Source organism: Desulfitobacterium elongatum (assembly GCF_055378975.1).
The window spans coordinates 3,127,145-3,151,018 of record NZ_AP038772.1; the positions used below are offsets into that span (position 1 = coordinate 3,127,145).

A 23,874-nucleotide genomic window follows, 5' to 3' on the forward strand; every position below is an offset into this window, starting at 1 on the left:
AACCCTGGATAGAAACGAGATGAATAAAATGCCCGAGAGAACCTATCGCGGCTTAACCTTAGACCGCTTTCAAGAACAAGCTTTAGAAGCGATTGACGCCGGCAGGTCTGTCGTTGTGGCTGCCCCTACAGGAACTGGAAAGACCCTTGTCGCTGATTACTTAGTCGATAAAGCGATGCAAGAGGGGCGCCGTATCGTCTATACTGCACCTATCAAAGCTCTAAGCAATCAGAAGTTTAAGGACTATAAAGAGCTCTTTGGTGTCGAGAACGTTGGAATCATGACCGGCGATGTCGTGCTCAACCCGGATGCCCCCCTTCTCATCATGACAACAGAGATTTTTCGCAATCAAGTCATTACGAATGATCCGACACTTGAGCAAGTTTCTCATATCGTTTTTGATGAGATTCACTGGCTTAATGATGAAGAGCGTGGAACCGTCTGGGAAGAATCGATCATTTTAGCTCCCTCTCATATGAAAATCCTTGGTTTAAGTGCCACAATTGCCAATGCCAAGCAATTGGTCGAATGGATTCAAACCATCCGTGAGGAAGATGTAGCTTTGGTCGAAGAAAGCCAGAGGATAGTTCCCTTAGAATACTACTATTTTTCTAAGGACACAGGGCTCGTAACCTATGAACAACTCTGGAAGTTCTATCGCCAAAGGATAAAATCCGCTCAAACCGAAGAAGGAAATCTGTTCGCGCCGACACATCATCTCGATTTGATTCGAATGATCCAGCGAAAATACCTCCCTTCCCTTTATTTCGTCTTTAGCCGAAAACAATGCGCCATCAAAGCCTCAGAACTCGCCTCCATCTCAAACTATTTGAAGCCTGAAGAACGGAAAAGAGTCGAGGACGCTTTTCTAGAGCAATTTGGCCCAGAGGACGAATGGTCTTCCTCTACGCGTCAGCTCCGGCGTCTGGCCGTCAAGGGCATTGCCTTTCATCATGCCGGTCTCCTTCCCGCTCAAAAGGTTATTGTAGAAGACCTGTTCCTCAAACGTCTTATTCATGTCCTCTATTGTACTGAGACCTTTAGCGTCGGAATTAACTATCCTGTCAAATCAGTATGCTTTGATTCCTTAAACAAGTTTGACGGTCGTAACTTCCGTGCTCTAGCCAACCATGAATTTTTCCAAATGTCCGGTCGGGCAGGTCGGCGTGGACTCGATGAGCGAGGCTACTCCTTTGCCTTAGTCGATCTCAATTACATGGAGAAAAGCCCCCCACCTCGCTTTAATATCAATCGTTTAGAACCCCTGACAAGTCAATTTAGATTAAGCTATAATACAGTGCTCAACCTCCAAGCCACTTTGACCTTTGAGCAAATTCAAGTCTACTTTCAAAAAAGTTTTGCAGCTTACAGTTATATTCAGGCGAGTCACAATTTAAATACCGAGCTCGCGCAAATTGAAGAGAAATTAAAGATTACGCGAGAAATCGTTTGTGAACATGCAGGTACCTTTACTTGTCCTCTTAAATTTCACCCCAAGAAAAAAGATCTTGATCGTCTAAAGCGTTCTTATCAAGCGTTAGGCCCTCGTCGACAAAACCGGGCCTATGGACGTGAAATGGCTCGCAAGATTAAAACCTGGGAGAGACTTCTCACGCAATCCCCTCAAAAATGCCAAACCTCAAAGCTTACAACCTGTGAACAGGAAAGTAAGACTCTGAATATTCTCCAGCAGAAAGCGGCTGAAATTAAGAAAGAGCTCAAATCCTTACCGGATCAACATTCTTTCCTTATAGAATTTCAATACAAGAAAAATCAGTTGACCCAAATGGGATATATCCGTGAAAATGTGCTCCTTCCTCGTGGGGAATGTGCGCGGCATATTTATGTACAAGAGCTACTCACCACCGAACTCATTTTTTCTGGCCTTCTAGAAACCTTTGATGATGACCAACTCAATGCCCTTCTTTCAGCTTTCGATTTCGAAGCGAGGAAAAATGATTATTTTCAGAAGCTGGCCGTCCTCGATTTCACTCCGATTCAACAGCTTGTTCAGTATATCCAGAGCGTTTGTGGGCCAGATTCTGTTCGTTTTGACCCTCGTGTATCCGTCATAACGTATTTCTGGAGTCAGGGTATGCCCTTCGCAGAGATCCAGCGTTTATGCAATTTAGATGAGGGTGACATTATTTCTGTATTTCGTAGGACCATTGATCTCCTCCGTCAAATGCGTGATGCAGTCACCGAACCTACTCTTCAACAGCGACTCAAAAATTGTATGGATAAGCTCGACCGTGATGAAGCCGCGATTCTTGAGCTATAGAGATACATATTATTTCCTTAGATGGCTCATAATCTTTATGAGGTGATAAACTTGGAATATATTATAGGTTTAAAAAAGGAAGTTGGACTTCTAAGCGAAAAAGCAGCTAAGGAAAGGTATCTCGAACTTCTTGCCATGGGGTATTCGGAGCATGACATCATCTTGGCCTCTCCTGTTCCTGTTCAAGTCCATCTCAATATCGGACAAGCGGCAGTATCAAACGCTGAAACGGATAGGGCAACAGGAATGACGAGCGATGTTACCGGAGGAATACAAAACACCGATGGATCAGGCTTAAATCATAACAATGATGAACTTCCCTCGGATACCTTAAGTTAATAAAAGTGGCCCACTCAAAAGGCAACAACCTATGTAAGATTATCTTCCTAAAACAGCGAACTCCTCATCAAAGTGATGAGGAGTTCGCTGTTTTAACATAATTTAATGAATCTCATTAATGCTTGAGTCAAAGAATCCAGGAAATCGTCTTAATCTTCAACGACTTCGAATTGATCTTTACTTACTCCACACGTTGGGCACACCCAATCCTCCGGGATATCTTCAAACGCTGTACCAGGCTCAATTCCCGAATCCGGATCCCCTACCTCTGGGTCATATTCATACTGGCAAACTGTGCATACATACTTCTTCATTAAAATGCCTCCTTCAATTCAATTAAGAAACTGACTTCATTGAGAGCTTTATACTCCAGCTGAAGTTTAGTTACCTTCCCCAAGCCTTATATATTATGTCCTTTCCCCCATCCCTCATTCAATCCCTCTAATCTAAACGGGATCTCCATAGAGAGAGACTCGATATTTCTTCCAGACATATTTTTTAACATTCTCAGCACATTCACAAGCTGAATCATGCTCACATAAACCAACTTCTAGCTTGCCTAAGAGGTGATGATGAAGAATATGAACATTGATATAAACGTGAGTCGATTTCTTTCTGACGATTAAATACTGTTTAAAGGTGAGAAAAAAAGCGAACAAAAGAGATAACGTAAAAAAAAGAAGGGGCTTAGAAAAAAACATGAGGCTTGTCAAGCTAAGAAAGCCAAATGACAAGACTAGGATAAACCAACTCAATTCTCTTTGGCGAAGTTTTTGTAATTCATCATATCGCCTAAAAAATTCATTTAATAGCCCACGAATATGTACGGGTACCAACGTAGTATCAGCAGTATCTCGACCTTTAGCAGGGAGCTGCTGGACTAAAACACCCATAGTTCGGTTCCCTCACTTTAACCTTTTAGAGATTCCCTCTTAATACCAGCTTATTAAGTTCAGTTAAATCTCCCGCATAATCTGTTTGGATTTCCACAGAGGGGGTACCTACAAAAAATGTCTTCATGCCAATTTTCTTGGCAACAAGATCTTCCAACGGATGATTACCCACCATCATACACTCTTTTGGGGAAAGCCCTAAGCGTTGTGCCAATTCCTCATAAAACCCTAGCTGTGGCTTGCAATAATGAAAGGACTCCAGAGAGGGGACAACGGTAAATACCTCAGGGGATAAACCAGCCCATCGAATTCTTTCTTGAATAGCTATAAGGGGCATCACAGGATTTGAGGCAATAGCGACAGTATACCCTTGTTGTATTGCGCTCTCGACCACTTGCTTCCCCGATGGGTTAAGCTTCACCAGACATCGCAGTGCCGAAAAATCCTCTGCATAAAACGCTTCAAAGATCGGCCAAAGTGTGTTAAAGGATAGTCCCGTCGCTTTAGTAAAGTCATCAAAAAAAACCTGCTGATTCGTCTTTCCCTCTTTGGGTTCCTTAATCATTATATCGATCGAACGCCCAATGTGTTTCGAGAATTTATCGGGAGAGATAAGGTGCTTGAAGCGCGGGGCTAACATTCCCACATAGTTGTGCATAAACTCCTCTTGATCCATCAGCGTCAAAGTTCCATCTAAGTCGAAAAGGATTGCTTTTATCATGGCTTCCTCCTATCCCGTCTACTCCTGCATATGTATCCTTAATTCTCTCTCTGTCCCTAAATTTCCTCCTCTATAGGAAATAGAAATGATCAAATTCAAATCTAGTTTACCATAAAAAATAATTTCCAGGAAATTTCCCCAAGAAAAGGAGAAAATGCACTGCCGGTTTCTCGACAGTGCATCCTCTTAAATCAATTCTCAGTTCTCACAGACGCTACCTCTCTACTTTTGTCGTTTTTCTAACAATAGCTCCGCAGTATGCTTGACTTTAACCTTAAGATCCGTCTGATCAAGTCCTCCGGAAATCTGCATGAGACAACCAGGACAATCGACCGCGACAACCTCTGCCCCGGAGTCTTCAATGTTCCGAAGCTTTCTTTCCAGGATAGGACCAGACATCTCTGGGAATTTAATAGAGTAGGACCCTGCAAAGCCACAGCAACTATCAGATTCCTTCATCTCGATGAGGTTGACCCCGTTGATATTGGAAAGAATTTGACGTGGCTCAGCATAAACTCCCATTTTCCGCTTAAGATGGCAAGAATCATGATAAGTAACCTTCAGTGCTTTTCCATCTCCACCTTCTTCAAGGCCTCCAAGAACGCTTATAAGCTTGGAAAAATCCATAGATTTCCGGCTCAGTTCTTCCGCACGTTTTGCCATAGCAGGATCATCTGCGACTAACTCCTTAAAGCTATCGATTAAGGCATGAGTACAGGTCGGACAGGCTGAAACGACATAATCGACTGCTTCTGCATTCATAGCTTCAATATTGATGACCGCAGACTTTCTTGCATTTTGTCGATCTCCCATATAGGTTGCCGGAGCCCCACAGCAGGACTGCCCTTCAGGGAACACTACTTTATACCCTTTTTCATTAAGAACCTTTACGACACCTTCTCCAATTTTTGGATAGACAAAGTCTACAAGGCAGCCTCCGAAGAAAGCAATCGTACCTTTCGGATTCTTAACCTCTTGTTTGATTGTTTTAATGACATCTCTAAAAGGAACATCCGCAACTGCAGGCAAACTTCTCTTTTCAGTTAAACCTGAAAGGAACATTGGCAGATGACGAATGACAGGCTGTCCTTTCGTGAAAGGTTTCTGTGCTTTCGAGGCCACTCTCAATAATGAATGGAACAATCGCCGATTAGAAACCACATCTAACGCAAACTTTTGGGTGAAGGGGAGTCCTGTCTTCTCACCTAAGCGATTGCGAATTTCTAGTATCATATCCGGTATATCGAGTTTTCCTGCACACACTTCAGTACATTTTCCGCATTGTAAGCACAAGTTCTGAGGGTTCTGTGCATCCTTCTCAGAGTTAAGGAACGCGGTCAAGATCGTTCCAATTCCGCCTGTATAGATATGTCCGTAGACATGCCCCCCGACAAGTTTGAAGGCAGGGCAAACATTTAAACAGGCCGCGCAACGAATACACTGGAAGGTTTTCTTGAACTTTTCGTCGTTATACATTTTGCGGCGACCATTATCCATCAAGATAATATGAAACTCTTTATCTTGGATTGAGCCATCTGGATAATAGGCTGGAGTTTGGCCTGTGATCATCGTAACATAACTCGTGAGCTGCTGTGCTGTACCATTACGTGGTAAGGTTTGAAGAATATATCCCGCGTCTTCAAAGTTTGCTACAAACTTTTCAATTCCTACGAGAAAGACGTGTGTCTTTGGCCAAGTCGAAGTCAATCGGGCGTTTCCCTCATTCGTCACCATCATTAAAGTGCCTGTTTCTGCAACGGCAATATTGGCTCCGGAAATGCCCATATCCGCTTCAATGAACTTCTTACGCATTTCCACACGTGCAGTTTTAACAAGCTTGGCGATATTGGGTTCATTCAAACGATTAAGATTTTCGGTGAAAACATCTGCGACTTCCTCTTTGGTCATATGGATGGCAGGCATAACCATATGAGAAGGCTTTTGTCCAGCTAACTGAATTATCCATTCTCCCAAGTCAGTTTCTTGAACATCAAAACCTTCATGAATTAATGCATCGTTTAAATGGATTTCCTCTGAAGCCATCGACTTTGATTTAACAATATTTTTAACGTCTTGCTTTTTGGCGAGCTCGATAATATAGCGCTTGGCATCCTCCCCCGTACTGGCACGAAAAACCTTTGCACCACGAGCTGTTGCTGCCTTTTCAAATTTCTCAATCATCTCATCCAGGTGTTCAGCTGCATACGATTTTACTTCTACAACCTTTTCTCTGAGGGCTTCAAAATCATAGCCTTCATACGCTTGCTCACGATTTTTCCCATAGGCATCTTGAAAACGGCCTAAAGCACCTCGAAGAACTTGATTCTCTAGAGCATTTTCTATCTTTTGTTTAAATTGTGCATCAGCCATTAGTAGCACACTCCCCTGCCTGTTCATCAACGAAAACTGCTAAGAGTTGTTCAGGACCATGTACACCAATGGTCAAGACTCTCTCAATGTCAGACGTCCGACTCGGTCCTGTAACAAAACCCACAAAGCCAGGAATTTGAGGTTCGCTATGAATCACTGACAAGGCCGTCATAATATTGGGTAATAGGGTTGAAGTCTGAACGAGTGCGATATGTATCGGAGTAAAGGCTGAACAGAGACGTTCCTGCACATCCACTGCGTATTGCACGAGGGTACCCAGCTCAGCTATTGCCCATTTCATTTCCGTAATCCCTGCTCCAACTGTAGGCGTAACTTCTTGATAACGTTCCTTATAGACGGTCACTCCAGCTAGAGGGAGTTGTTCAGTAAGGTTGAGACCACATGTTAAGGGTGAATCAACCATTGCCACTGTCTGTACTCCTTTAGCCTTAAGGAGTTGAGCCACGAGCTCTTCTGCCTCTTTGAGTGTTTTTACTCGATAACATTCACCGGATACGGCTTCCATCTTAGTTTTAAAACGCTCATATAGAAGATTATTATCTTCCACTCTATCCACCCCTTTTTCTTATTTCCTCTCATCTCACTGTAACTTATATACAATTCTTGGTCAGGCCACCATGCCATAAATTATGGTACGTCATTTTGCAGAAAATTTCAATGACTTTCTAAAAATTATTATTACAATATTCTTTTAAATCGCCAAAAAAATAACAAAGAGGTGGGAGATAATTCTCCCACCTCTTTGTTATTTATGATAGTCCAGATATTATTTATATTGGTTAGCGAGTCTCTTCTTGAGGTTATCGGCAACCTCTTGAGGATCCATAGGTCTTCTAGCAATACCGGACTCAATTGCAGCTTTTGCAGTTGCAGCAGCTACTGCTGGGGCTACTTCAGGGTTGAAGCTACTTGGAATAATGAATTCCGCGCTAAGTTCCTCATCCGAAACGAGGTTTGCAATCGCATAAGCAGCGGCAACTTTCATAGCATCGTTGATGTCAGTTGCTCTTACGTCGATAGCACCACGGAACATTCCAGGGAATGCAAGAATGTTATTGATTTGGTTATGCACATCAGAACGGCCTGTTGAGATAACTTTCGCACCAGCATCAATAGCTCTTTGAATCGGCCAGATTTCTGGAACTGGGTTAGCTTGGCAGAAGACGATTGGATCCTTTGCCATAGTACGAATCATATCTTCCGTTAGTACATTTGCTGCAGAAATACCAATGAAGGCATCAGCACCAACAAGAGCACCAGCGAGGTCTCCGCTGAATTTCTCAGGGTTTGTAGCTTTTGCGATTTGTTCTTTCCAAGGATTCATTCCTGCAGTACGGCCTTCATAGATCGCACCTCTGGTATCACACATGATAACATTTTTCAGTCCCATGCTCATGAGAAGTTTGATAATCGCGATTCCAGCAGCACCAGCACCGTTGGCAACGACTTTGATATCTTCGATTTTCTTGCCAACGACTTTTAAGGCATTGATGAGGCCTGCTAAGGTTACTACAGCGGTTCCGTGTTGATCATCATGGAAAATAGGTCCCTTAAAGATACCACGGGCTTTGAGTTTCTCTTCAATTTCGAAGCACTCAGGAGCTTTGATATCTTCTAGGTTAACTCCACCAAAGGTAGGGTTAGTTAATTCGACGATCTCAACAATTTTATCGACATCTGTAGTGTTAACACAGAGCGGGAACGCATCTACATCACCAAACGTCTTGAAAAGAAGTGCTTTACCTTCCATAACAGGCATAGAAGCAGCCGCACCGAGATCTCCCAATCCGAGAATTGCAGTACCATTGGAGACAATGCTTACGAAGTTTGCATGATTGGTATAGATATCAAGCATTTCAAGGTCTTTGCCAATTTCCTTGACAGGCTCTGCTACTCCAGGAGAGTAAGCAAGGGTTAAATCATCGCGATCATTTGCGGGGCAAGTCACTCTAACTTCGAGTTTTCCTGGTTTTACAGTATGAAATTCTAGAGCCTCTTCACGTAAGTTTTTAATGCGAGACATTAAGGAACAACTCCTTTCAAATTTAAGGTAATAATTAGCATGCCACTTGAAACGACGTTTCATTTTCGCGAAACATAGGTGGCCGCCTCAATAATGAAGCGACCTCTCCTATAGTCAATTCACTCCGCTTATGTAAGCGATTTATTGTGCGTTTTTAGCGTCGATTTCAGCTTGAGCAGCTAAAATGTCTTGTGCATTGAGATAAACTGGTGTATCTACCATTTTGCCATTAAGGGAAACAGCAGCCTTACCTTTTGCAAGACCTTCTTCTTCGAAGACTCTAACGACGTCCTTTGCCCATTGAACGTCGGCAGGATCTGGAGCATATAATTTGTTAGAAGGCTCAACTTGTCCTGGATGGATGATCATGCGGCCTTCATAACCCATTTGCTTACCATCAGCAACATTTTTCTCGAAGCCTGGGATATCTTTGAAGTCAACAAAAGGAGCATCGATTGCAACGATTCCTGCTGCACGACAAGCTACAGCCACTTTCGCACGTGCATATTGTTGCTCAACAGCTGCAGAAGTTAGCTTAACACGCATATCACGGCAATAGTCTACTGCACCAAAGATAGCATTAACATTACGTTTGCTAGCAAGGCAGCATTCTTCAGCATTCGAGACACCTTTAGCGGTCTCAAGTAACATAGAAATTTTAACAGTTCCTACAGGAATACCACGACGAAGCTCGAGTTCTTCAAGTTTCCAGTCGAGACGTTGTACATCAGCTGCACAACCTGTCTTTGCTAAGGTTACGCCGTCTAAGCCCGGCCATACAATAGCTTCAAGGTCATCATTGGTCATGTTTGTTTCCCAGTTGTTGATGCGGACGAAAACTTGAGCTCCACCATCACGACCTCTGTGAAGATTTTCCTTGATCATTACGCGGGTAACTTCTTTCTCTGAAGGTGGTATAGCATCTTCAAGGTCAAAGGTAATAATGTCAGCAGGAATTGAAGCAATCTTGTCGATAAATTTGGGATTGTTTCCGGGAATGTACATAATAGATCTCATAACGGCCATGGTTTATATACCCCCTAAAAATTTAATATATTCTAAGGGCTTTGCCCTTAGTAACAGAGTTAATATGGTTACAAGAGTCCAATTTTATCCAATGGCTGACCACCACTAAAGTCCCTAATTCTCTTTGGAATTAAGTGACGCTAAGCCATGGATAACTCGACTATACTTCAGATGGAGTAAAAACTCCACCTGAAGTATTTTTAAATAACTTATTTATTGAGTTTTTCCTTAAGAATAAGAGGAATATCTGTAGGTGTATCTGCAACAAATCCACCTGCTTTAGTGATTGCTTCCATCTTACTCTTTGCTGAGCCGCGGCCACGTTCTACGATATTCGAAGCGTGAGAGAAGCGTTGACCTTCAGGTGCCCAAGCTCCCGCCACATAAATAACGAAAGGCTTTGTGAACTTACCTGCTGCAATAACTTCAGCACACTCTTCTTCTTGTGTTCCACCGATTTCAGCATATACTGCGACACCATGGGTGTCAGGATCTGCTTCAAAGAAAGGTAGTAGGTCAGCCATGGATGTACCGAGGACAGGCTCAGTTCCGGTATGAACTACCGTACTAACTCCAAACCCACCTTCCCTGAGAACCCAGGGAATCGTCCCAGATTGACCACCGCTGCGTGAAAACACGCCGATGTGTCCTTTTTGGAAGAACTTATTAGCCCACTCAACGTTTCCGCCAAGCCAGCCTACGACAGCTTCTCCTGGAGTTAGGATTCCAATCGAACCTGGTCCAATAACTCGGGAACCTTTCATGTTTGCATAAGCAATCATATCCATTATATCATGAATTGGCGTACCCTCGACGCAAGGAATAATATTTTTCACTCCTGCATCAGCTGCTTCCATGACAGCCGTTTTAAGCCCACGACCAGGTACGAAAACTACGCTAAAGTCAATTTCCCCTTGTTCACGTGCAATTTCTTTCACGGTATTGTAAACCGGGACTCCATGAACGAGTTCACCCGATTTTCCTGGACTGGTTCCACCGATCAGTTTCGTACCATAGTCCTTCATGTACTTTGTACGTACAGATCCCTCACGTCCAGTGATCCCTTGGACAATAACCTTGGTATCTTTATTGATCAAAATGCCCATCTTTATCCCTCATTTAAACATTTTGCTAGGTTTACACCTATTGTAACTTAACTCATCGATACTTAAGCGCGTTTTGCGAAGTATGCATCTAAGCCTGCTACCGGAACTTCAATCGTGATTGCATCATTTCCACGGAACTTGCAAGCAAATTCGCATGCGAGACACTCAGTTCCTAGACGAAGAACTTCATCTTCGCTACGATGAGCTACGGAAGCTCTTCCTTTGTCATCAATGCCAAGCAAACCCCTAGCGTACGTTTTGCACGCGGCTGCACATGCCTTAGTTTCGCATGTATCACACTTGCTGGTATCGATTGTGATCTTACAACTTTTTTCTGCGAATTCCAGCATGGTATTCCCTACTTTCCTTGAGCTTCTTTCTCAGCCCGATATTCTTTACTCAGAGCTAAGAGTCTTTCACCGATGAACTTGGTATCTGTTACATGTTCTTTTCCGTAAATTTCAATTCTCTTTCCAGCCCCATCTGGAGTCATCAGATCAGCAAGGCCGGTCCTTAGAATTTCAAGGGACTCATCTTCCCTATTTCCACAGAGCAGAAGTACACAGGGAAGTCCTGGCTTCTGGGTGGGAAGAACTTCACGGAGAGCTTTTACAATAGCGTGAGCATGATGCCATTGCTCTTGGTTAGCCATCATGAATCCGCCAAGAAGATAACCATCGATGTTTGGTTGGGAGAGTACAGATTTCGCAACACGATAGATTTTCGATCCTACAGGATTACCACTCGTATCAGCATAGTTAGCCGGTTTAAGTCCAACTTGATTCAAAGCATCAAGTCCCATCATAGCAGAACCACCACCAATAGGATGATAGCCGATATGGCCTGGACTTACTTCGTCATAACCCATGTTCATCAAAAACCCTGTACCACGTGCATCCGTTTCTTCAATGCTCCAACCAATATAGTCAAGCTCTGTTGGCTCTCCTGGAAGGTCACGAGCAATATCAAATCCGAATTCTGGGTGACGACCCACTGCACTATTATCGATTTCCATTTTGCAGTCGGCACAAATGAGATTACCTGCTCCTGTCATGATGAAAGGATTAATCTCTAGGGTCATACAGTCGTATTTCTTATAGGTTTGAGAAAGCTTGGTTAAGAATTGTGCGAATTTCCCCAGATCTTGAGGAGCAACTCCGGCTTTAGCAGCTATATCAACTGCATCATAGCTTTGGAGTCCGTTTATTGGATCAACATTAATTTTTAGAAGCTTTTCTTCTGGAACACTCTCGATATCCATACCGCCTTCTAGGCTGAACATCAGCATAGGTGAGCGTGCTTCTCTTGCCCCGTTAACTACAAAGGAGCAGTAGAATTCTTTCTTGATATCGAGTTTCTCTTCGATGAGAACTTGGCGAACTGGTAATCCTTTTACCGTTTTTGCTAGGATTTCTGCTGCTGCAGCTTCAGCTTCTTCTGGAGTGTTAACCAGTTTGACAATTCCTGCTTTACCACGACCACCCGCTTGAACTTGACCTTTAACAGCTACAGGTCCACCAATCCATTCAGCAACTTTTCTTGCTTCTTCGGGGGTCGATGCCGGACGACCCTTGGGTACCGGCATTCCTGCTTTTGCAAGCCATTCTTTACCTTGATACTCTAGAAATCTTGCCATGCATAATCCCTTCCATAATGTAAATTTTCCGTGTTCAGAGACATCCTTAAGAAATTCTATCGAAGTCTCCCCGTCCTTATGCTTACTTCGACATTAAGTCAGCAAGCTTTCCGGCCGGTATTTGTTTACCGCAAAAGGGAATATGTTTGTTTCACTATGTGAAACTTAGTTTCATTTCCCTTTGCTTAACACTATTATCTTATGAATCTCTTGAATAGTCAACAGATTTATTTATAAATTTACACGAGAATTTAAATGATTTTTTATTAAAACGGCCACCTTCTTTCGACTCAACCTCCGCTGAATCTCTTGATTATGACAAATAAGTTTAGAAACCTTATAAGGAATTATAAAACATCGTTTCAATAGTTAAAACAATTCTATATGAATTTTCAAATTCCTGCTGGTCTTAAAAAAAATATGACCTTATGAAGGTCAGACCACCAAATTCAGACTATCTTCTTCGGCTTTACTCATCATATTGATTGTACCCTTGTCATATAATGCACTAAAGGGTATCGCACGATGGAGGTAACCTTATGCGCCAAGTTCAATTTGATCTTGAAATCCTCTATGTCTATAAACTTTACTATTTTCTGTCACTCTTTATACTTTTTCTCTGTGCAAGTTTTGTCATGGTTTGGAGATTTAACTGGCTCATTGGAGGCTTTGTCTTTTTTATAGGGTCGATAATTTCCTATCTAACGATGATGCGCAAAAAAAGCTTTCCTCCACCAGACAAGAAGTCTACCGCACAAAAAATGGCTCGTGAAATAACTCAGGACCCAACTCCCCTCGCTATCTCACGTTTTGCCAGTCAACTCTATTTTTACTTTCATGAACCGAAACAAGCTATACCGCTCCTCGAAAAGTATTTAGATACCCAAGACCCACTTTTGTGTGCTACTTTAGCCGATATCTTGCTCCGTGAAGGGCGCCCTAGGCATGCCCTGAGTGTCATCCATGGGAATCATTACACGTTGACCGATCCTCTTCTCCTCGCAACTCAAGGGCATATCCTTCAACATATGGGTAAACCTCATGATGCTGTAAAAATCTACGAAAGAAGTCTAAGGTTAGCCCATGAATTCGGATTCCCTCACAATGGAGCAAACCGATTCACACAACGGCTTCTCACCTTAAGCTATACCGCAAGCATCTATCATTCACTGGGGGATTGTTACTTTGTCTTAAAAGATTATCCTAACGCGAAAAAGAACTATCGTTCGGGAAATATTAGGTTCTTTGATATTACGCTTTGGCGGAAAGTTAAGCTACCGACTAGCGTTTCACCAAAAAGCTACACAAAATCACATTAGTTCAGCATTCTTCTTCTCTTTCTCACGCTTGCAATCTTCTTTTTACAACATGTTTCACAAGGATATTTCTATATAATATAGACAAACTAGTTTAGACGTTTAATTTCATTCTCATATCTTAAAAATCATAAATAAGATGGAGGAATGCCATATGCTGTCATCTCGTGAAGAAGCATTAAAATTTATTCGCGAATTCGAAGCCTCTTCCCGTGAATATCTGTTAGCCCAGGGTACAAGTGAGCACGAATATGCCAGTGCCTATCTTGAGTTGCAGTGGAAGTTCCTTCGAACGATTATTACTGAACAACCTTCGTTGTCCCGTCGACGTAAAACAAATTCACTGCGCTGCAAATCACATTCTATAGCTTAGCTTGATTCACATACCATTCTAGAGCTCGTATTGCGCTTAGAGCGGTGGAAATGGGTTCTTCATAATTCCAACCCTTCGCATAAATACCTTGATAAATCGGAATAAATGACCCGGTTTGTTTCTGTCTAGATAAGATACTTTGGATTGCTCTGTCAAAGAGGTTCCTATCAAGATGGGCTCCCTCATTCTTTAAAGCGGATATCGCTAAAGAAGTTTCAGCGACAGAATCTCCCCAATCCCCATTGGAGCTGTATTGATGGAGAAGAAATTCAACCCCTCGTTGGCGGGCATAATAAGCCTGTCTCGACATCCGTAACATACCCCATCCGAATTTGACGTTGTTTAACAGGTCAATCACCTGGGCACTTCCATAAATCGCATTTTCGAACCAAACGGACTGAAAGGGTCCGTCTTTTTTTTGTTGTAACAGTATCCAACGTAGAGCTTTTTGGACACTCGGTTCTGCGGGTGGAAGTCCTTGTCTTAGTAATGCTTCAACTACATGGACAGTAACATCGAGGCTAGAAATATAAACGGGCCTCCTGGACTCGATATTGGGGGGCTGACCGCTGAAACTAGGGAAAGTCCCCCAGGAACCATCTTCATTCTGTAAGCGGCGCAGTAGGCGTATCGTTCGATTTGAAGTTTCACAACCTACTGGCAGTCCCCTAAGCGCAATTGCTGTATCATCCAAGTCTGGGTGGCTCGAAGGAGGAGTCGTTCCGAAGCTCCCATCTAAATTCCCTGCTTGGGCAAGCCATACACGTGCCTTATTCAAAATGCCTTCCGAGAGAGAGGAACGCTCATCCAGGATAGATAATGACCAGCCTACCGCCCAGGTCTTTAGCTGATCAAAGGCTGGCCAACCTCCACTCGCATATTGCTTACGCGTGAGCCAGATTCCAGCATTGTGAATATTCATTTCCATTCCTCTAAACCGAAAAAGAGCCATTATGCACAGACTGGTGGCTACAATATCCTCTGCCCAGGATCCGTCTGGCATCTGACTCTCTTGGATCATTTTGAGCCCTTCTTCAATTCCCTTCTGACCTTCATTAGCTGCCAAGAGGGCGGCGGCAACTACAACCGGCCTCCCATAGGGTGGAAGCTTTTCTAAGACAGAATCCTCAAGGATATGGGGTAAGCGAATTTCTTCTGCCGAAGGCCCCTCTAAGCCTGGGACCACGTCCTGTCCTAAAGTTAATACCAGTTGAGCTAATTGTTTAGCTTCTTCTATGAGGGTAAGCTTGCTTAATAGGCTCCCTCGGCTTCCTTGAAGAACAACTCGACCGATTTGTGTTACTTCAGGGTCTGGAGTACTTCCAGGAATTTTACCCCATCCCTGATTTTGTTGTGCTTTAATTAACCAATTGACGCCGCCACGTTGCGACCTTTCAAATCCTTTTCCTAGAATAAGCAAGCTTAAGGAAGCCATCGCTGTGGCTCCAGGGCACACTGATACTCCATGTTCCTCATCCAGCTCATCCTGAAGGATCTGAATAATACCTTCTTCGACAAAGCGTATTGCCTTCTCCAGGCCTACCTTTGCCTCTTCTCTCACATCCATAGTACGCTCCATTTTACTTTTTCTAGCTATACTATAATTATGAGAGAAGCGTAAAACCGGTGAATATGATTCTTCTTTTCAGCTTAATTCCCTAGGTTTAGAATCATAGCATTCTCATCGCAATTTGGGAATTTCACGCAATGGATACACTCTTTCCAAACCTTATGGGGCATATCTTCCTTATCTGTTAGGGTAAAACCACAACGCTCAAAAAAGCCCGGCTGATAGGTCAAGGTGAAAACCTTAGGACATTCGATTTCTCGCGCTTCCTGAAGTAGCGCTTGGACGAGCATCTTTCCCAAACCCTGGCCTTGATTGTCCTGAGACACAGCAAGCGCTCTTATCTCAGCTAAATCATCCCAGATAATATGCAAAGCTCCAACAGCGATGATCTTCTGATCACTTTCAATGACTAAAAACTCCCTGAGGTGTTCATAAAGTGTATTTCTCGATCGGGGAAGCATTAATCCTTGATCAGCAAAGCCATTGATCAAGGACATTATTTCTTCAACATCACTTAATTTAGTTCTTCTTAATTTCATAGTCTTAACCTCCTCCATATGTATAATTATACATCGTATATAATATTTATGAAAGAAATTAATATATGCTTTAAAAAAAGAAAGAAATTTGTCAGTTTAAAGTCTGTTATCTATCTTCAATCTTTTTACTCGTTTGCAAAAACCGCTAGCTGCTAGGCTTCGCCGAGTTAATATATTATTTTTTACGTTATACTATTTTTTTACATTTTTCTTCCATCACCATGTGATAAGATATCCCATGGCTGTTGTCAATATTGGGAGGTAATATCAATGGTTTCCTTACGTGAAAAAGTCTTTAATCGAATCTATGTGTCCATACTCCTCACTCTGCTCGCATTAATCTTACACCTAGGCTTTTCTGAAACATCTCATCAATTTGTCATCATCGCTGTGACAACCTTTCTCGGAACCTGGAGCATACTCACTTACTATACTCTAAATAAGGAAAGACAGCTTCATCAAGGACATATCCGTGCCATGCGCGTTTTGCTCCAACAAAATCCTCCCTTAAGTCAGACCGTTGACTATTCACGTGAAGCTTTAATTGTACTCGATGCGCACTATCGAGTCATTGATATGAGCCCCCATGTATCTGAAATTCTTGGAATACCCGAATCTAAAATTATCGGAAAGTCTATCTATACCACGCTTCACATTCCAAATATAGAATTCTCCTTAAAGGATACTCTAAAAGGAGAATTGACTTGGGAGAAACCTAATGCTAAGTCAATCTATCTTGATTATCGGATTCGCCCCTTACTTGATCAGGGATGTCGTTCCGGACTTCTGCTTATCCTCACCGATATAAGCGAAGAAAAACGACGCAATGAAGCTTATCTGCAAGCCGCTAAATTTTCAGCAGTAGGGCAGGTGGCAGCTGGATTAGCCCATGAGATAAGAAATCCTCTCACAACGATTAAAGGATTTATGCAACTTATTGGGTCTGAGCAATTCCCACCTGCTTTTAGACCCTATCATCAACTGATCTTAGAAGAAATACAAACCACAGATGAGCTCTTAAAGCACTTCCTTCTCCTGACAAATCCAACAGCTCCTCACTTCCAACCCCTTATTGCAGAGAAGCTTGTCCATTCAGTTGTACAAATTCTCCACCCCACGTGTTCCATGAAGGAGGTTGCAATTCACGTATCTGTAAATCCTCCTATTAGACCCATATTAGGCGATGAGGAGCAGCTTATCCAAGTGCTCCTCGCAGTTACGCAAAATGCTATTGATGCTTCACAGGTAAACGATCAAATTCATATCTTACTTGACGAACACCAGGATCATCTTCAGATCAAGGTTATCGACTTTGGGGATGGCATTTCAAAGGACATCCGCCCGCATATCTTTGATCCGTTCTTTACTACACGGAAAGAAGGGACAGGCCTTGGACTAACCATTGCACAAAGGATCCTCTTGGCACATCACGGCGAACTCGTGTTCATGGAGCCAGAGGTTTCTTCTGGGACGGTCGTTCTCTTGCGTATTCCGGTAATCCAAGAGGCTTAGTCTATTTTATTTTCTTCTCTTCCCCTCTTCGTATTCGATTAAAAGGCTGTTATACTTCGACAGGCGAGCTCATTTAAGCCCTGTTTCTGCCAGGTATCAGGCAATGTCCAAATTTGGAATTGCTCTGGTGCTTTGAGCCAGGAAAGCCAAAGCCGAAGGTCACCTTCCATACTGCTCAAAGTAAGCCAATGAATTCTTGAATCCCAAATAGAATTCATTGGCTTTGTTTTACCCGTGTCAAGTAATAGACTTCTTTCTAACACACTGGTAAGTAAGGTGGCTTGACTCGCATTATTCAGGGGTTTTTCAAGAATCGGACAGACAATGCTGAGTTGCCCGTCACCCTCAAAATAAAACCACTGACTTAAGTCATGAACCCAACTTTCTCCCCGATCTTTAGGTAACCACGGCCATTCTCTGGGATTCCCCCATAATGTGGATATGACTCCTCCTCCGTAATGTAACCAAAGCGAAAGACGCTCCCTCGATTTTAATTCGTCATTCTTCTCCTTATATTCTAAATGGCAAAGTATGCTTAATACAGTCGAGCTGAACTCACCATTTAAGGTTCCTGACGAATCAACCCAACCTTGACGCTGAAATTGTCGGCTTTTTTCTATATCTCTCTCCCATTTTGATTTCGTTGTTAATTCGAATTTTTTACCTTTTCTTTTAATCTCAGCAATCTCTATACTTCCCCACAAAAATGAGATACTCTGAGGTTTGATCTCCGTACGCACACGTCTTTCGCTAAGTTGTTCAAAAAAATCTCTAACCACTGCAAGTTGTTGTTGGGCAACTGGATTGAGTTCTTGCCTCCACTTTGACCAATTCGGACGAGCTTCGCCCAACGTATATTTCGTTGAACTTCCCACTGTGTTATCAGGTATAAGGTAGAGGCTCGGGGAAAGCCTTTCCCGCCAATACATTGCCCGCGCGGCTATGACGCCTCCAATTTTATTTAAAGTATAGAGAAAAAAGGGTGAAAAATCAGGCGCGATAAAATATATTACCGTTCTCGCCCCATTACTCAAACGGTTTGCCCAAAGCATCCCCGCAAGTAAAAATTCATCTTCCTTCGGCATTGACTCGCTCGCAACAATTCCAACCCGCAATGCTGTTTCCCCACCAGAGAAATAAGAAAATTGAGCTGGCAAGCGCCAGTCTTTCCTTCTTTCGCTAGAACATTCCTGCCAATTATGTGCGATGAAAATATCTCCATGGTGCTCCCAGACCTCTTGCCAGTTCTTCACAGTGATCCTCCCTTAGCTTTTGTCATACTACATATTTACGCAAGGATTGTAGACAAAATGACACAAGCCTAAGGAAAAAGCGAGAACCTTTTCTTGCCTCTAGCTTTCTTGTTAACATTTGTTGCAGATAAGTTGTAAGGTTTCTTCTATGGGAATCTCTTCTCTTCTATGACAATCTCGTCCTTCCATACTCTCAGCAAGAAACATCGAGTTCCATATACTCTCAGCCGTTGTTTCAACGACAGCCTTGAAGAAGGGGTCAAGATCCCAATCCGGAATTTGCTCTTCTTGAATCAAGCCATTGGTGTTAACGATTAAACAGAATTCTCCGCTTCCAGTGCGAGAAACTCCTCCCGTTCTCCCTAGTCCAAGGGTAGCCTTGGTTGCGAGCTTCTCTAACTGCCAACGCGTCAAAGGGGCATTGGTCATTCCAATTAAGATAAGTGAACCTGGAACCTCTCCTTTAAGCGATAGTCTTAGGCTTAGACTTAACCCAATGGGGACGCCGTTGATCACTAAATCGTTTAGATGCCCAAAATTACTTAAAGCCAACATACCGAACATATAGGTCTGTCCCCTTAAGTCAATAGTTCGTGAAGCACTTCCAATTCCACCCTTGAGTTGAAAACACGACATCCCTATCCCCGCTCCGATATTTCCTTGCGGGATAGGTCCCCTCCCTGCTCGGTTTAGCGCAAGAATCGCATCCCAAGGTTTAACATGGCGACCCCGAATATCGTTCAGATAAGAATCATCGCATTCAAATACGAGTAGGTTCGGAGTACGCGCGTCATTCCCTATTTCAGGATTTTCTTGTAATAAATACGTTAAAAGCCCTTGAGCTACCTCATTGACACTTAACGTATTCGTTAACAGAATCGGTGAATTAAGTATCCCCGTTTCTTGAACAAAGGGAACCCCTATCGACTTTCCAAACCCATTAATGACATGAATTCCAGCCCAACAGGGTTGGCGATATAGATTTCCTGGATGGGGACGAATCGCAGTCACCCCTGTTCGAATAGGCCCTTTGCCAGGAATCAGGGGGCCGAGCCCTTTTATGATAGAGACATTTCCTACCAAGACTCCCGGGACATCGGTTATATCATTATTCACCCCAGTGGGTAATTCACCCATCCATAGCCCATAGGATCTTGGACTTTCTCGTTTCATTAAAGCACCCCCTGTCACTTTATGCACGACAAGGGGGAACAGAACATGTTACCCTAAGAAAAAGTAAAAAGGCTATCCAAGCTGGACAGCCTTCTAACCTTTTAAACTTTTAAGCTCTTAACCTTTTATTTTAAGCTGAAAGGAGCAAAAATCGCAGTGACAATGAGTTATCTGATGAAAAGTGCTATAACAATCACAGCCAAACCGAGAATAAAACGATACCCTACGAATATTTTAAAATCACTCGTTTTTAAATACCTTAACAAAAACGAAATGCTAAGTATTCCAATGATAAAAGAAGTAATTACTCCAACGATGAACGCTGTATTGATATCGGTTAACTGCAAATGCCGCATACTCAAAATTCCAGCTCCCATAACAATAGGCGTCGACATGAGAAAAGAGAATCTGGCAGCATCTTCCCGAGTAAGAGACAGCCAGCGAGCCACAGTCATTGTACTTCCGGAGCGTGAAACCCCTGGAATAATTGCTAAGGCCTGAGACAAACCGATAAGTATCGCATCGGAGAATGTCATCGTATCCATAGTACGGAGTTGACGACGACGGTCAGCCAGATAAAGAAGGATTCCCATGACAATAAGCATGACCCCAATTAATAAGGGATTACGGAATACCGTCTCAGCTTTACTTTCAAGAGCGAGTCCGATCGCAGCTCCTGGTATCGTGGCAAAGACAAGATACCAAAAAATTCTCCGTTCATAGGAAGGCTTGGTACTTAATGCTCCCTTCAGCAAACTCACCCAATCTCGCCAAAAATAGATAACCACGGCCAAAAGAGTACCCATATGTAAGGCCACATCAAAGGTTAATCCAGGATCTTGCCAGCCAAATAACCACGGAATTAAGACAAGATGCGCCGAACTAGAAATTGGCAAAAATTCACCTAACCCCTGAACAATTCCCAAGATAACCGCTTGTAAGATTGTCACGTTCCTACCTCCCAAGAAATATTACTTCGACTAATATACCACAACTAGTGCATCCTGAAAATACTTAACTAAGCTCTACGTTGACTATCTATAAGTCCATCAAAAAACAAACTTAGAACTTCTTTCATCTCCTCTTCAAGATTTCCTTCCCGGGTTACAAACCAGTGCATGAAATGTTGTAAAACCATACCCTCTAAACTCTCAGCCAGAAAGACAGGATCAAAACGTTTACTAATTTCTCCAAGCCGCTGACCGTGACTTAAAATACCGATGATTCCATAATGTAAGCCTTTATCCAACTCCGCTTGCTCGCGACTTCGTACGGCAACCCAAGCCAATTCCCGCTCAGACACCATGAATTCAGCCCAACCCCGTAACACGTTATCTAATCGTTCCCTTAGAGAGTATCCCGCCTCTCTCCCCGTAGCAATCATGTCTTGATATTTTCTTTTCGAAAACTCCAAGACAACCGCTTCTTTTGATTCAAAATAATTATAGAAGGTTCCTTTTCCCACGTCAGCCTGTTGAGTAATTTGTTCTACCGAGGTATGTTCATAACCCTGAATTTGAAATAGGTTCATGGCACTATGAAAGAGCCGATCATAAGTCTCCTTTTTTTTTCGCTCACGTCGAGATATTTCCGGCATGAAAAAACCTCCTTCTCCAGGGGAATCGATAGACCATAGCCATATACTTCGCCATAATCCATTATTTTCCTTCTGCAAGGAGGAGGTTTTCATTATTAAACACATAGCTAAGTACGCTTAACGTGTTCTTGTTCTTCTTCCTATGAGAATTCCTAAGTAGACAAATAGAAACATGGTTAGAAAATCAACACATGCTAAAAGGAGAGGGACACTTATACCTGAAGTGATCACTAAGACATACGTCATTAGGTTGAACACAATGACCATTCGAAACACGGGTATAGCCCCACCCGGATCCTTAAAGTATCCATTCATGAAGCCAACAGGATAAAAAAGTGCAAAGTTAAATACCAATTGATTGATGAATGTCTGTTCTGGAAAAAACTCTCCCCAGATAAAATACAGTGACACCAACACGACCGCGTAATGCCAGTTTTTTAGCTGAAAAGACGACTCATTCGGCTCTTGAGGAGTTGAATTCACGAAAAACCTCCATTAAAGACTATAGTTCGGCGATTCCTTTGTAATGGTTATATCATGCGGGTGGCTTTCCTTCAAACCAGCTTGAGTAATGCGCACAAATTGACCCTCTTTGCGAAGCGTCTCAATGTTTGCCGTACCGCAATAGCCCATACCTGCTCGTAACCCACCGATCATCTGATAAACGGTATCGGCCAATGGACCCTTGTAGGGAACACGTCCTTCGATTCCCTCAGGGACAAGCTTTTGATCCTTTTCTTGGAAATAGCGATCACGGCTTCCCTCTTTCATCGCCCCAATCGAGCCCATTCCCCGGTATACCTTGAAGCTACGCCCTTGATAAATTTCAGTCTCTCCAGGACTTTCCTCAGTTCCAGCAAATAAACTACCAATCATAACGACCTTCGCGCCAGATGCCAGGGCTTTGACGATATCTCCTGAGAACTTGATTCCGCCATCCGCGATAACAGGAATTCCATATTTGTCTGCCTCTTCAGCGCAATTCATGATCGCTGTTATTTGAGGAACTCCGATACCCGCTACGACACGTGTAGTACAGATGGATCCAGGTCCAATTCCAACCTTAATCGCATCTGCACCTGCTTCGATGAGATCGCGAGTCGCTCCAGCAGTTGCTACATTCCCTGCGATAATCTGCATCTCAGGGAACGTCTGACGCATTAATTTAACCATTTCAAAGACTCCATGGGAATGTCCATGCGCTGTATCAATGACGATAACATCTGCTCCAGCTTTGTTCAAAGCTCCAGCCCGTTCTAGAGTGTCCTGTGTTACACCGACTGCAGCACCTACTCTTAATCGGCCTCTTCCATCTTTTGCAGAATTGGGATACTGGCGTGCCTTTTCAATGTCCTTAATCGTGATTAAGCCTTTAAGATATCCTTCAGCGTCAACAATGGGCAATTTTTCAATTCGATGTTGTGCTAAGATCTCCTTCGCGTGCTCTAGTGTTGTTCCGACTGAAGCAGTCACCAAATTTTCTTTGGTCATTACTTCCCCAATAGCACGGTCATAATCTCTTTCGAAACGTAGATCTCGATTGGTCAAAATTCCGACGAGCTTTCCCTGGACTGTAATAGGCACTCCAGAAATTCGATAGCGTGCCATCAAGGTAAGCGCGTCCTGGACTTTATCCTCTGGATGTAAGAAAATAGGATCAGTAATAACCCCATGCTCTGAGCGCTTAACTTTATCGACTTCAAGGGCCTGCTGTTCAATCGTCATATTCTTATGAATAATACCGATTCCACCTTCTCGGGCCATGGCTATAGCCATACGAGAATCGGTTACAGTATCCATACCAGCACTCATCAAAGGGATATTGAGCTTAATCTTTTTCGTTAGATAGGTACTTACATCGACGTCTCGTGGTAAGACTTCCGATTTAGCCGGAATTAACAAGACATCATCAAAGGTAAGGGCTTCTCCAATAATTTTAGCAGAGTACATAATAGACTCCTTTCTCAATGCTTTTCTAAGTAGTATATCAGATTACTATCGAAGAGAATAGGAAAAAGTAGATTCACATAAGTATTAAGATTCATAATTATCTACCATCTTTTTCTATTCGACGACTCAGCGCCACTTAGATTCCTGCTTCTAAAGCGGTCGCTTCTCGCCCGTG

General features: G+C 42.9%; 23 protein-coding genes. 5 read left to right on the plus strand and 18 right to left on the minus strand.

Annotation, left to right across the window (positions count from 1 at the left end; translation table 11 throughout):
- The first annotated feature begins 28 nt into the window (after positions 1-28).
- Positions 29-2,281, plus strand: coding sequence for a DEAD/DEAH box helicase (locus ACZ42W_RS14630; protein ID WP_464171027.1), 2,253 nt, complete (start codon positions 29-31; stop codon positions 2,279-2,281).
- 51 nt (positions 2,282-2,332) lie between these two features.
- Positions 2,333-2,620, plus strand: coding sequence for a hypothetical protein (locus tag ACZ42W_RS14635; RefSeq protein WP_464166078.1), 288 nt, complete (start codon positions 2,333-2,335; stop codon positions 2,618-2,620).
- Positions 2,621-2,769: 149 nt separating this feature from the next.
- On the opposite strand, the gene rd is transcribed toward ACZ42W_RS14635, so the two are convergent.
- The 10 genes from rd to ACZ42W_RS14685 form a co-directional block, all read right to left on the minus strand.
- Complete coding sequence (gene rd / locus ACZ42W_RS14640) at positions 2,770-2,934, minus strand: rubredoxin (protein ID WP_464166079.1); 165 nt, start codon at positions 2,932-2,934, stop codon at positions 2,770-2,772.
- A 132-nt stretch (positions 2,935-3,066) separates the two neighbouring features.
- Positions 3,067-3,513 carry a hypothetical protein gene (locus ACZ42W_RS14645; protein WP_464166080.1) on the minus strand — a complete coding sequence of 149 codons (447 nt, stop codon included), beginning with the start codon at positions 3,511-3,513 and terminating at the stop codon, positions 3,067-3,069.
- 25 nt (positions 3,514-3,538) lie between these two features.
- Complete coding sequence (locus ACZ42W_RS14650) at positions 3,539-4,234, minus strand: HAD family hydrolase (protein ID WP_464166081.1); 696 nt, start codon at positions 4,232-4,234, stop codon at positions 3,539-3,541.
- Positions 4,235-4,456: 222 nt separating this feature from the next.
- Positions 4,457-6,604 carry an L-lactate dehydrogenase (quinone) large subunit LdhH gene (gene ldhH, locus ACZ42W_RS14655; protein WP_464166082.1) on the minus strand — a complete coding sequence of 716 codons (2,148 nt, stop codon included), beginning with the start codon at positions 6,602-6,604 and terminating at the stop codon, positions 4,457-4,459.
- Positions 6,597-7,172: a LutC/YkgG family protein gene (locus ACZ42W_RS14660; protein ID WP_464166083.1), complete on the minus strand. Its 576-nt coding sequence runs from the start codon at positions 7,170-7,172 to the stop codon at positions 6,597-6,599. The genes ldhH and ACZ42W_RS14660 overlap by 8 nt, the downstream gene beginning before the upstream one ends.
- A 219-nt stretch (positions 7,173-7,391) precedes the next feature.
- On the minus strand, positions 7,392-8,648 hold the full coding sequence (locus ACZ42W_RS14665; RefSeq protein WP_464166084.1) for an NAD(P)-dependent malic enzyme: 1,257 nt from the start codon (positions 8,646-8,648) through the stop codon (positions 7,392-7,394).
- Between the two features lie 141 nt (positions 8,649-8,789).
- Entirely contained in the window at positions 8,790-9,674 is an 885-nt protein-coding gene (locus ACZ42W_RS14670) for an HpcH/HpaI aldolase/citrate lyase family protein (RefSeq protein ID WP_464166085.1), read from the minus strand.
- Positions 9,675-9,883: 209 nt separating this feature from the next.
- Positions 9,884-10,780 (minus strand): succinate--CoA ligase subunit alpha, encoded by an 897-nt coding sequence (locus ACZ42W_RS14675; protein ID WP_464166086.1) that lies wholly within the window; start codon positions 10,778-10,780, stop codon positions 9,884-9,886.
- Positions 10,781-10,842: 62 nt separating this feature from the next.
- Positions 10,843-11,130, minus strand: a complete 288-nt coding sequence (locus ACZ42W_RS14680) for a hypothetical protein (protein WP_464166087.1) — start codon at positions 11,128-11,130, stop codon at positions 10,843-10,845.
- Between the two features lie 8 nt (positions 11,131-11,138).
- Entirely contained in the window at positions 11,139-12,416 is a 1,278-nt protein-coding gene (locus ACZ42W_RS14685; RefSeq protein ID WP_464166088.1) for an ATP-grasp domain-containing protein, read from the minus strand.
- Positions 12,417-12,955: 539 nt separating this feature from the next.
- Between ACZ42W_RS14685 and ACZ42W_RS14690 the strand changes: the two genes are divergently transcribed.
- The gene (locus ACZ42W_RS14690; RefSeq protein WP_464166089.1) at positions 12,956-13,735 is read left to right on the plus strand and encodes a tetratricopeptide repeat protein; all 780 of its coding nucleotides are present in this window, start codon (positions 12,956-12,958) and stop codon (positions 13,733-13,735) included.
- A 151-nt stretch (positions 13,736-13,886) separates the two neighbouring features.
- Positions 13,887-14,105 carry a hypothetical protein gene (locus ACZ42W_RS14695; protein ID WP_464166090.1) on the plus strand — a complete coding sequence of 73 codons (219 nt, stop codon included), beginning with the start codon at positions 13,887-13,889 and terminating at the stop codon, positions 14,103-14,105.
- Here ACZ42W_RS14695 and ACZ42W_RS14700 read toward each other — a convergent pair.
- Together ACZ42W_RS14700 and ACZ42W_RS14705 are read right to left on the minus strand one after the other, a co-directional pair.
- The gene (locus ACZ42W_RS14700; RefSeq protein WP_464166091.1) at positions 14,095-15,672 is read right to left on the minus strand and encodes a prenyltransferase/squalene oxidase repeat-containing protein; all 1,578 of its coding nucleotides are present in this window, start codon (positions 15,670-15,672) and stop codon (positions 14,095-14,097) included. The two genes, ACZ42W_RS14695 and ACZ42W_RS14700, sit on opposite strands and share 11 nt — an antisense overlap.
- Before the next feature lie 83 nt (positions 15,673-15,755).
- Entirely contained in the window at positions 15,756-16,214 is a 459-nt protein-coding gene (locus ACZ42W_RS14705; RefSeq protein WP_464166092.1) for an N-acetyltransferase, read from the minus strand.
- 270 nt (positions 16,215-16,484) lie between these two features.
- Between ACZ42W_RS14705 and ACZ42W_RS14710 the strand changes: the two genes are divergently transcribed.
- Positions 16,485-17,726, plus strand: a complete 1,242-nt coding sequence (locus tag ACZ42W_RS14710) for a two-component system sensor histidine kinase NtrB (RefSeq protein WP_464166093.1) — start codon at positions 16,485-16,487, stop codon at positions 17,724-17,726.
- Positions 17,727-17,764: 38 nt separating this feature from the next.
- Here the strand turns inward: ACZ42W_RS14710 and ACZ42W_RS14715 are convergent, their stop codons facing one another.
- The 6 genes from ACZ42W_RS14715 to guaB form a co-directional block, all read right to left on the minus strand.
- A complete protein-coding gene (locus ACZ42W_RS14715) occupies positions 17,765-18,979 on the minus strand; it encodes a hypothetical protein (RefSeq protein WP_464166094.1) in 1,215 nt (404 codons plus the stop codon).
- 111 nt (positions 18,980-19,090) lie between these two features.
- Positions 19,091-20,152, minus strand: a complete 1,062-nt coding sequence (locus tag ACZ42W_RS14720) for a DmpA family aminopeptidase (RefSeq protein WP_464166095.1) — start codon at positions 20,150-20,152, stop codon at positions 19,091-19,093.
- A 167-nt stretch (positions 20,153-20,319) separates the two neighbouring features.
- Positions 20,320-21,102, minus strand: a complete 783-nt coding sequence (uppP, locus tag ACZ42W_RS14725) for an undecaprenyl-diphosphatase UppP (RefSeq protein ID WP_464166096.1) — start codon at positions 21,100-21,102, stop codon at positions 20,320-20,322.
- A 68-nt stretch (positions 21,103-21,170) separates the two neighbouring features.
- Positions 21,171-21,749, minus strand: a complete 579-nt coding sequence (locus tag ACZ42W_RS14730) for a TetR/AcrR family transcriptional regulator (protein WP_464166097.1) — start codon at positions 21,747-21,749, stop codon at positions 21,171-21,173.
- A 117-nt stretch (positions 21,750-21,866) separates the two neighbouring features.
- Complete coding sequence (locus ACZ42W_RS14735; RefSeq protein WP_464166098.1) at positions 21,867-22,232, minus strand: hypothetical protein; 366 nt, start codon at positions 22,230-22,232, stop codon at positions 21,867-21,869.
- A 12-nt stretch (positions 22,233-22,244) separates the two neighbouring features.
- Positions 22,245-23,699 carry an IMP dehydrogenase gene (gene guaB, locus ACZ42W_RS14740; RefSeq protein ID WP_464166099.1) on the minus strand — a complete coding sequence of 485 codons (1,455 nt, stop codon included), beginning with the start codon at positions 23,697-23,699 and terminating at the stop codon, positions 22,245-22,247.
- Positions 23,700-23,874: the final 175 nt, after the last annotated feature.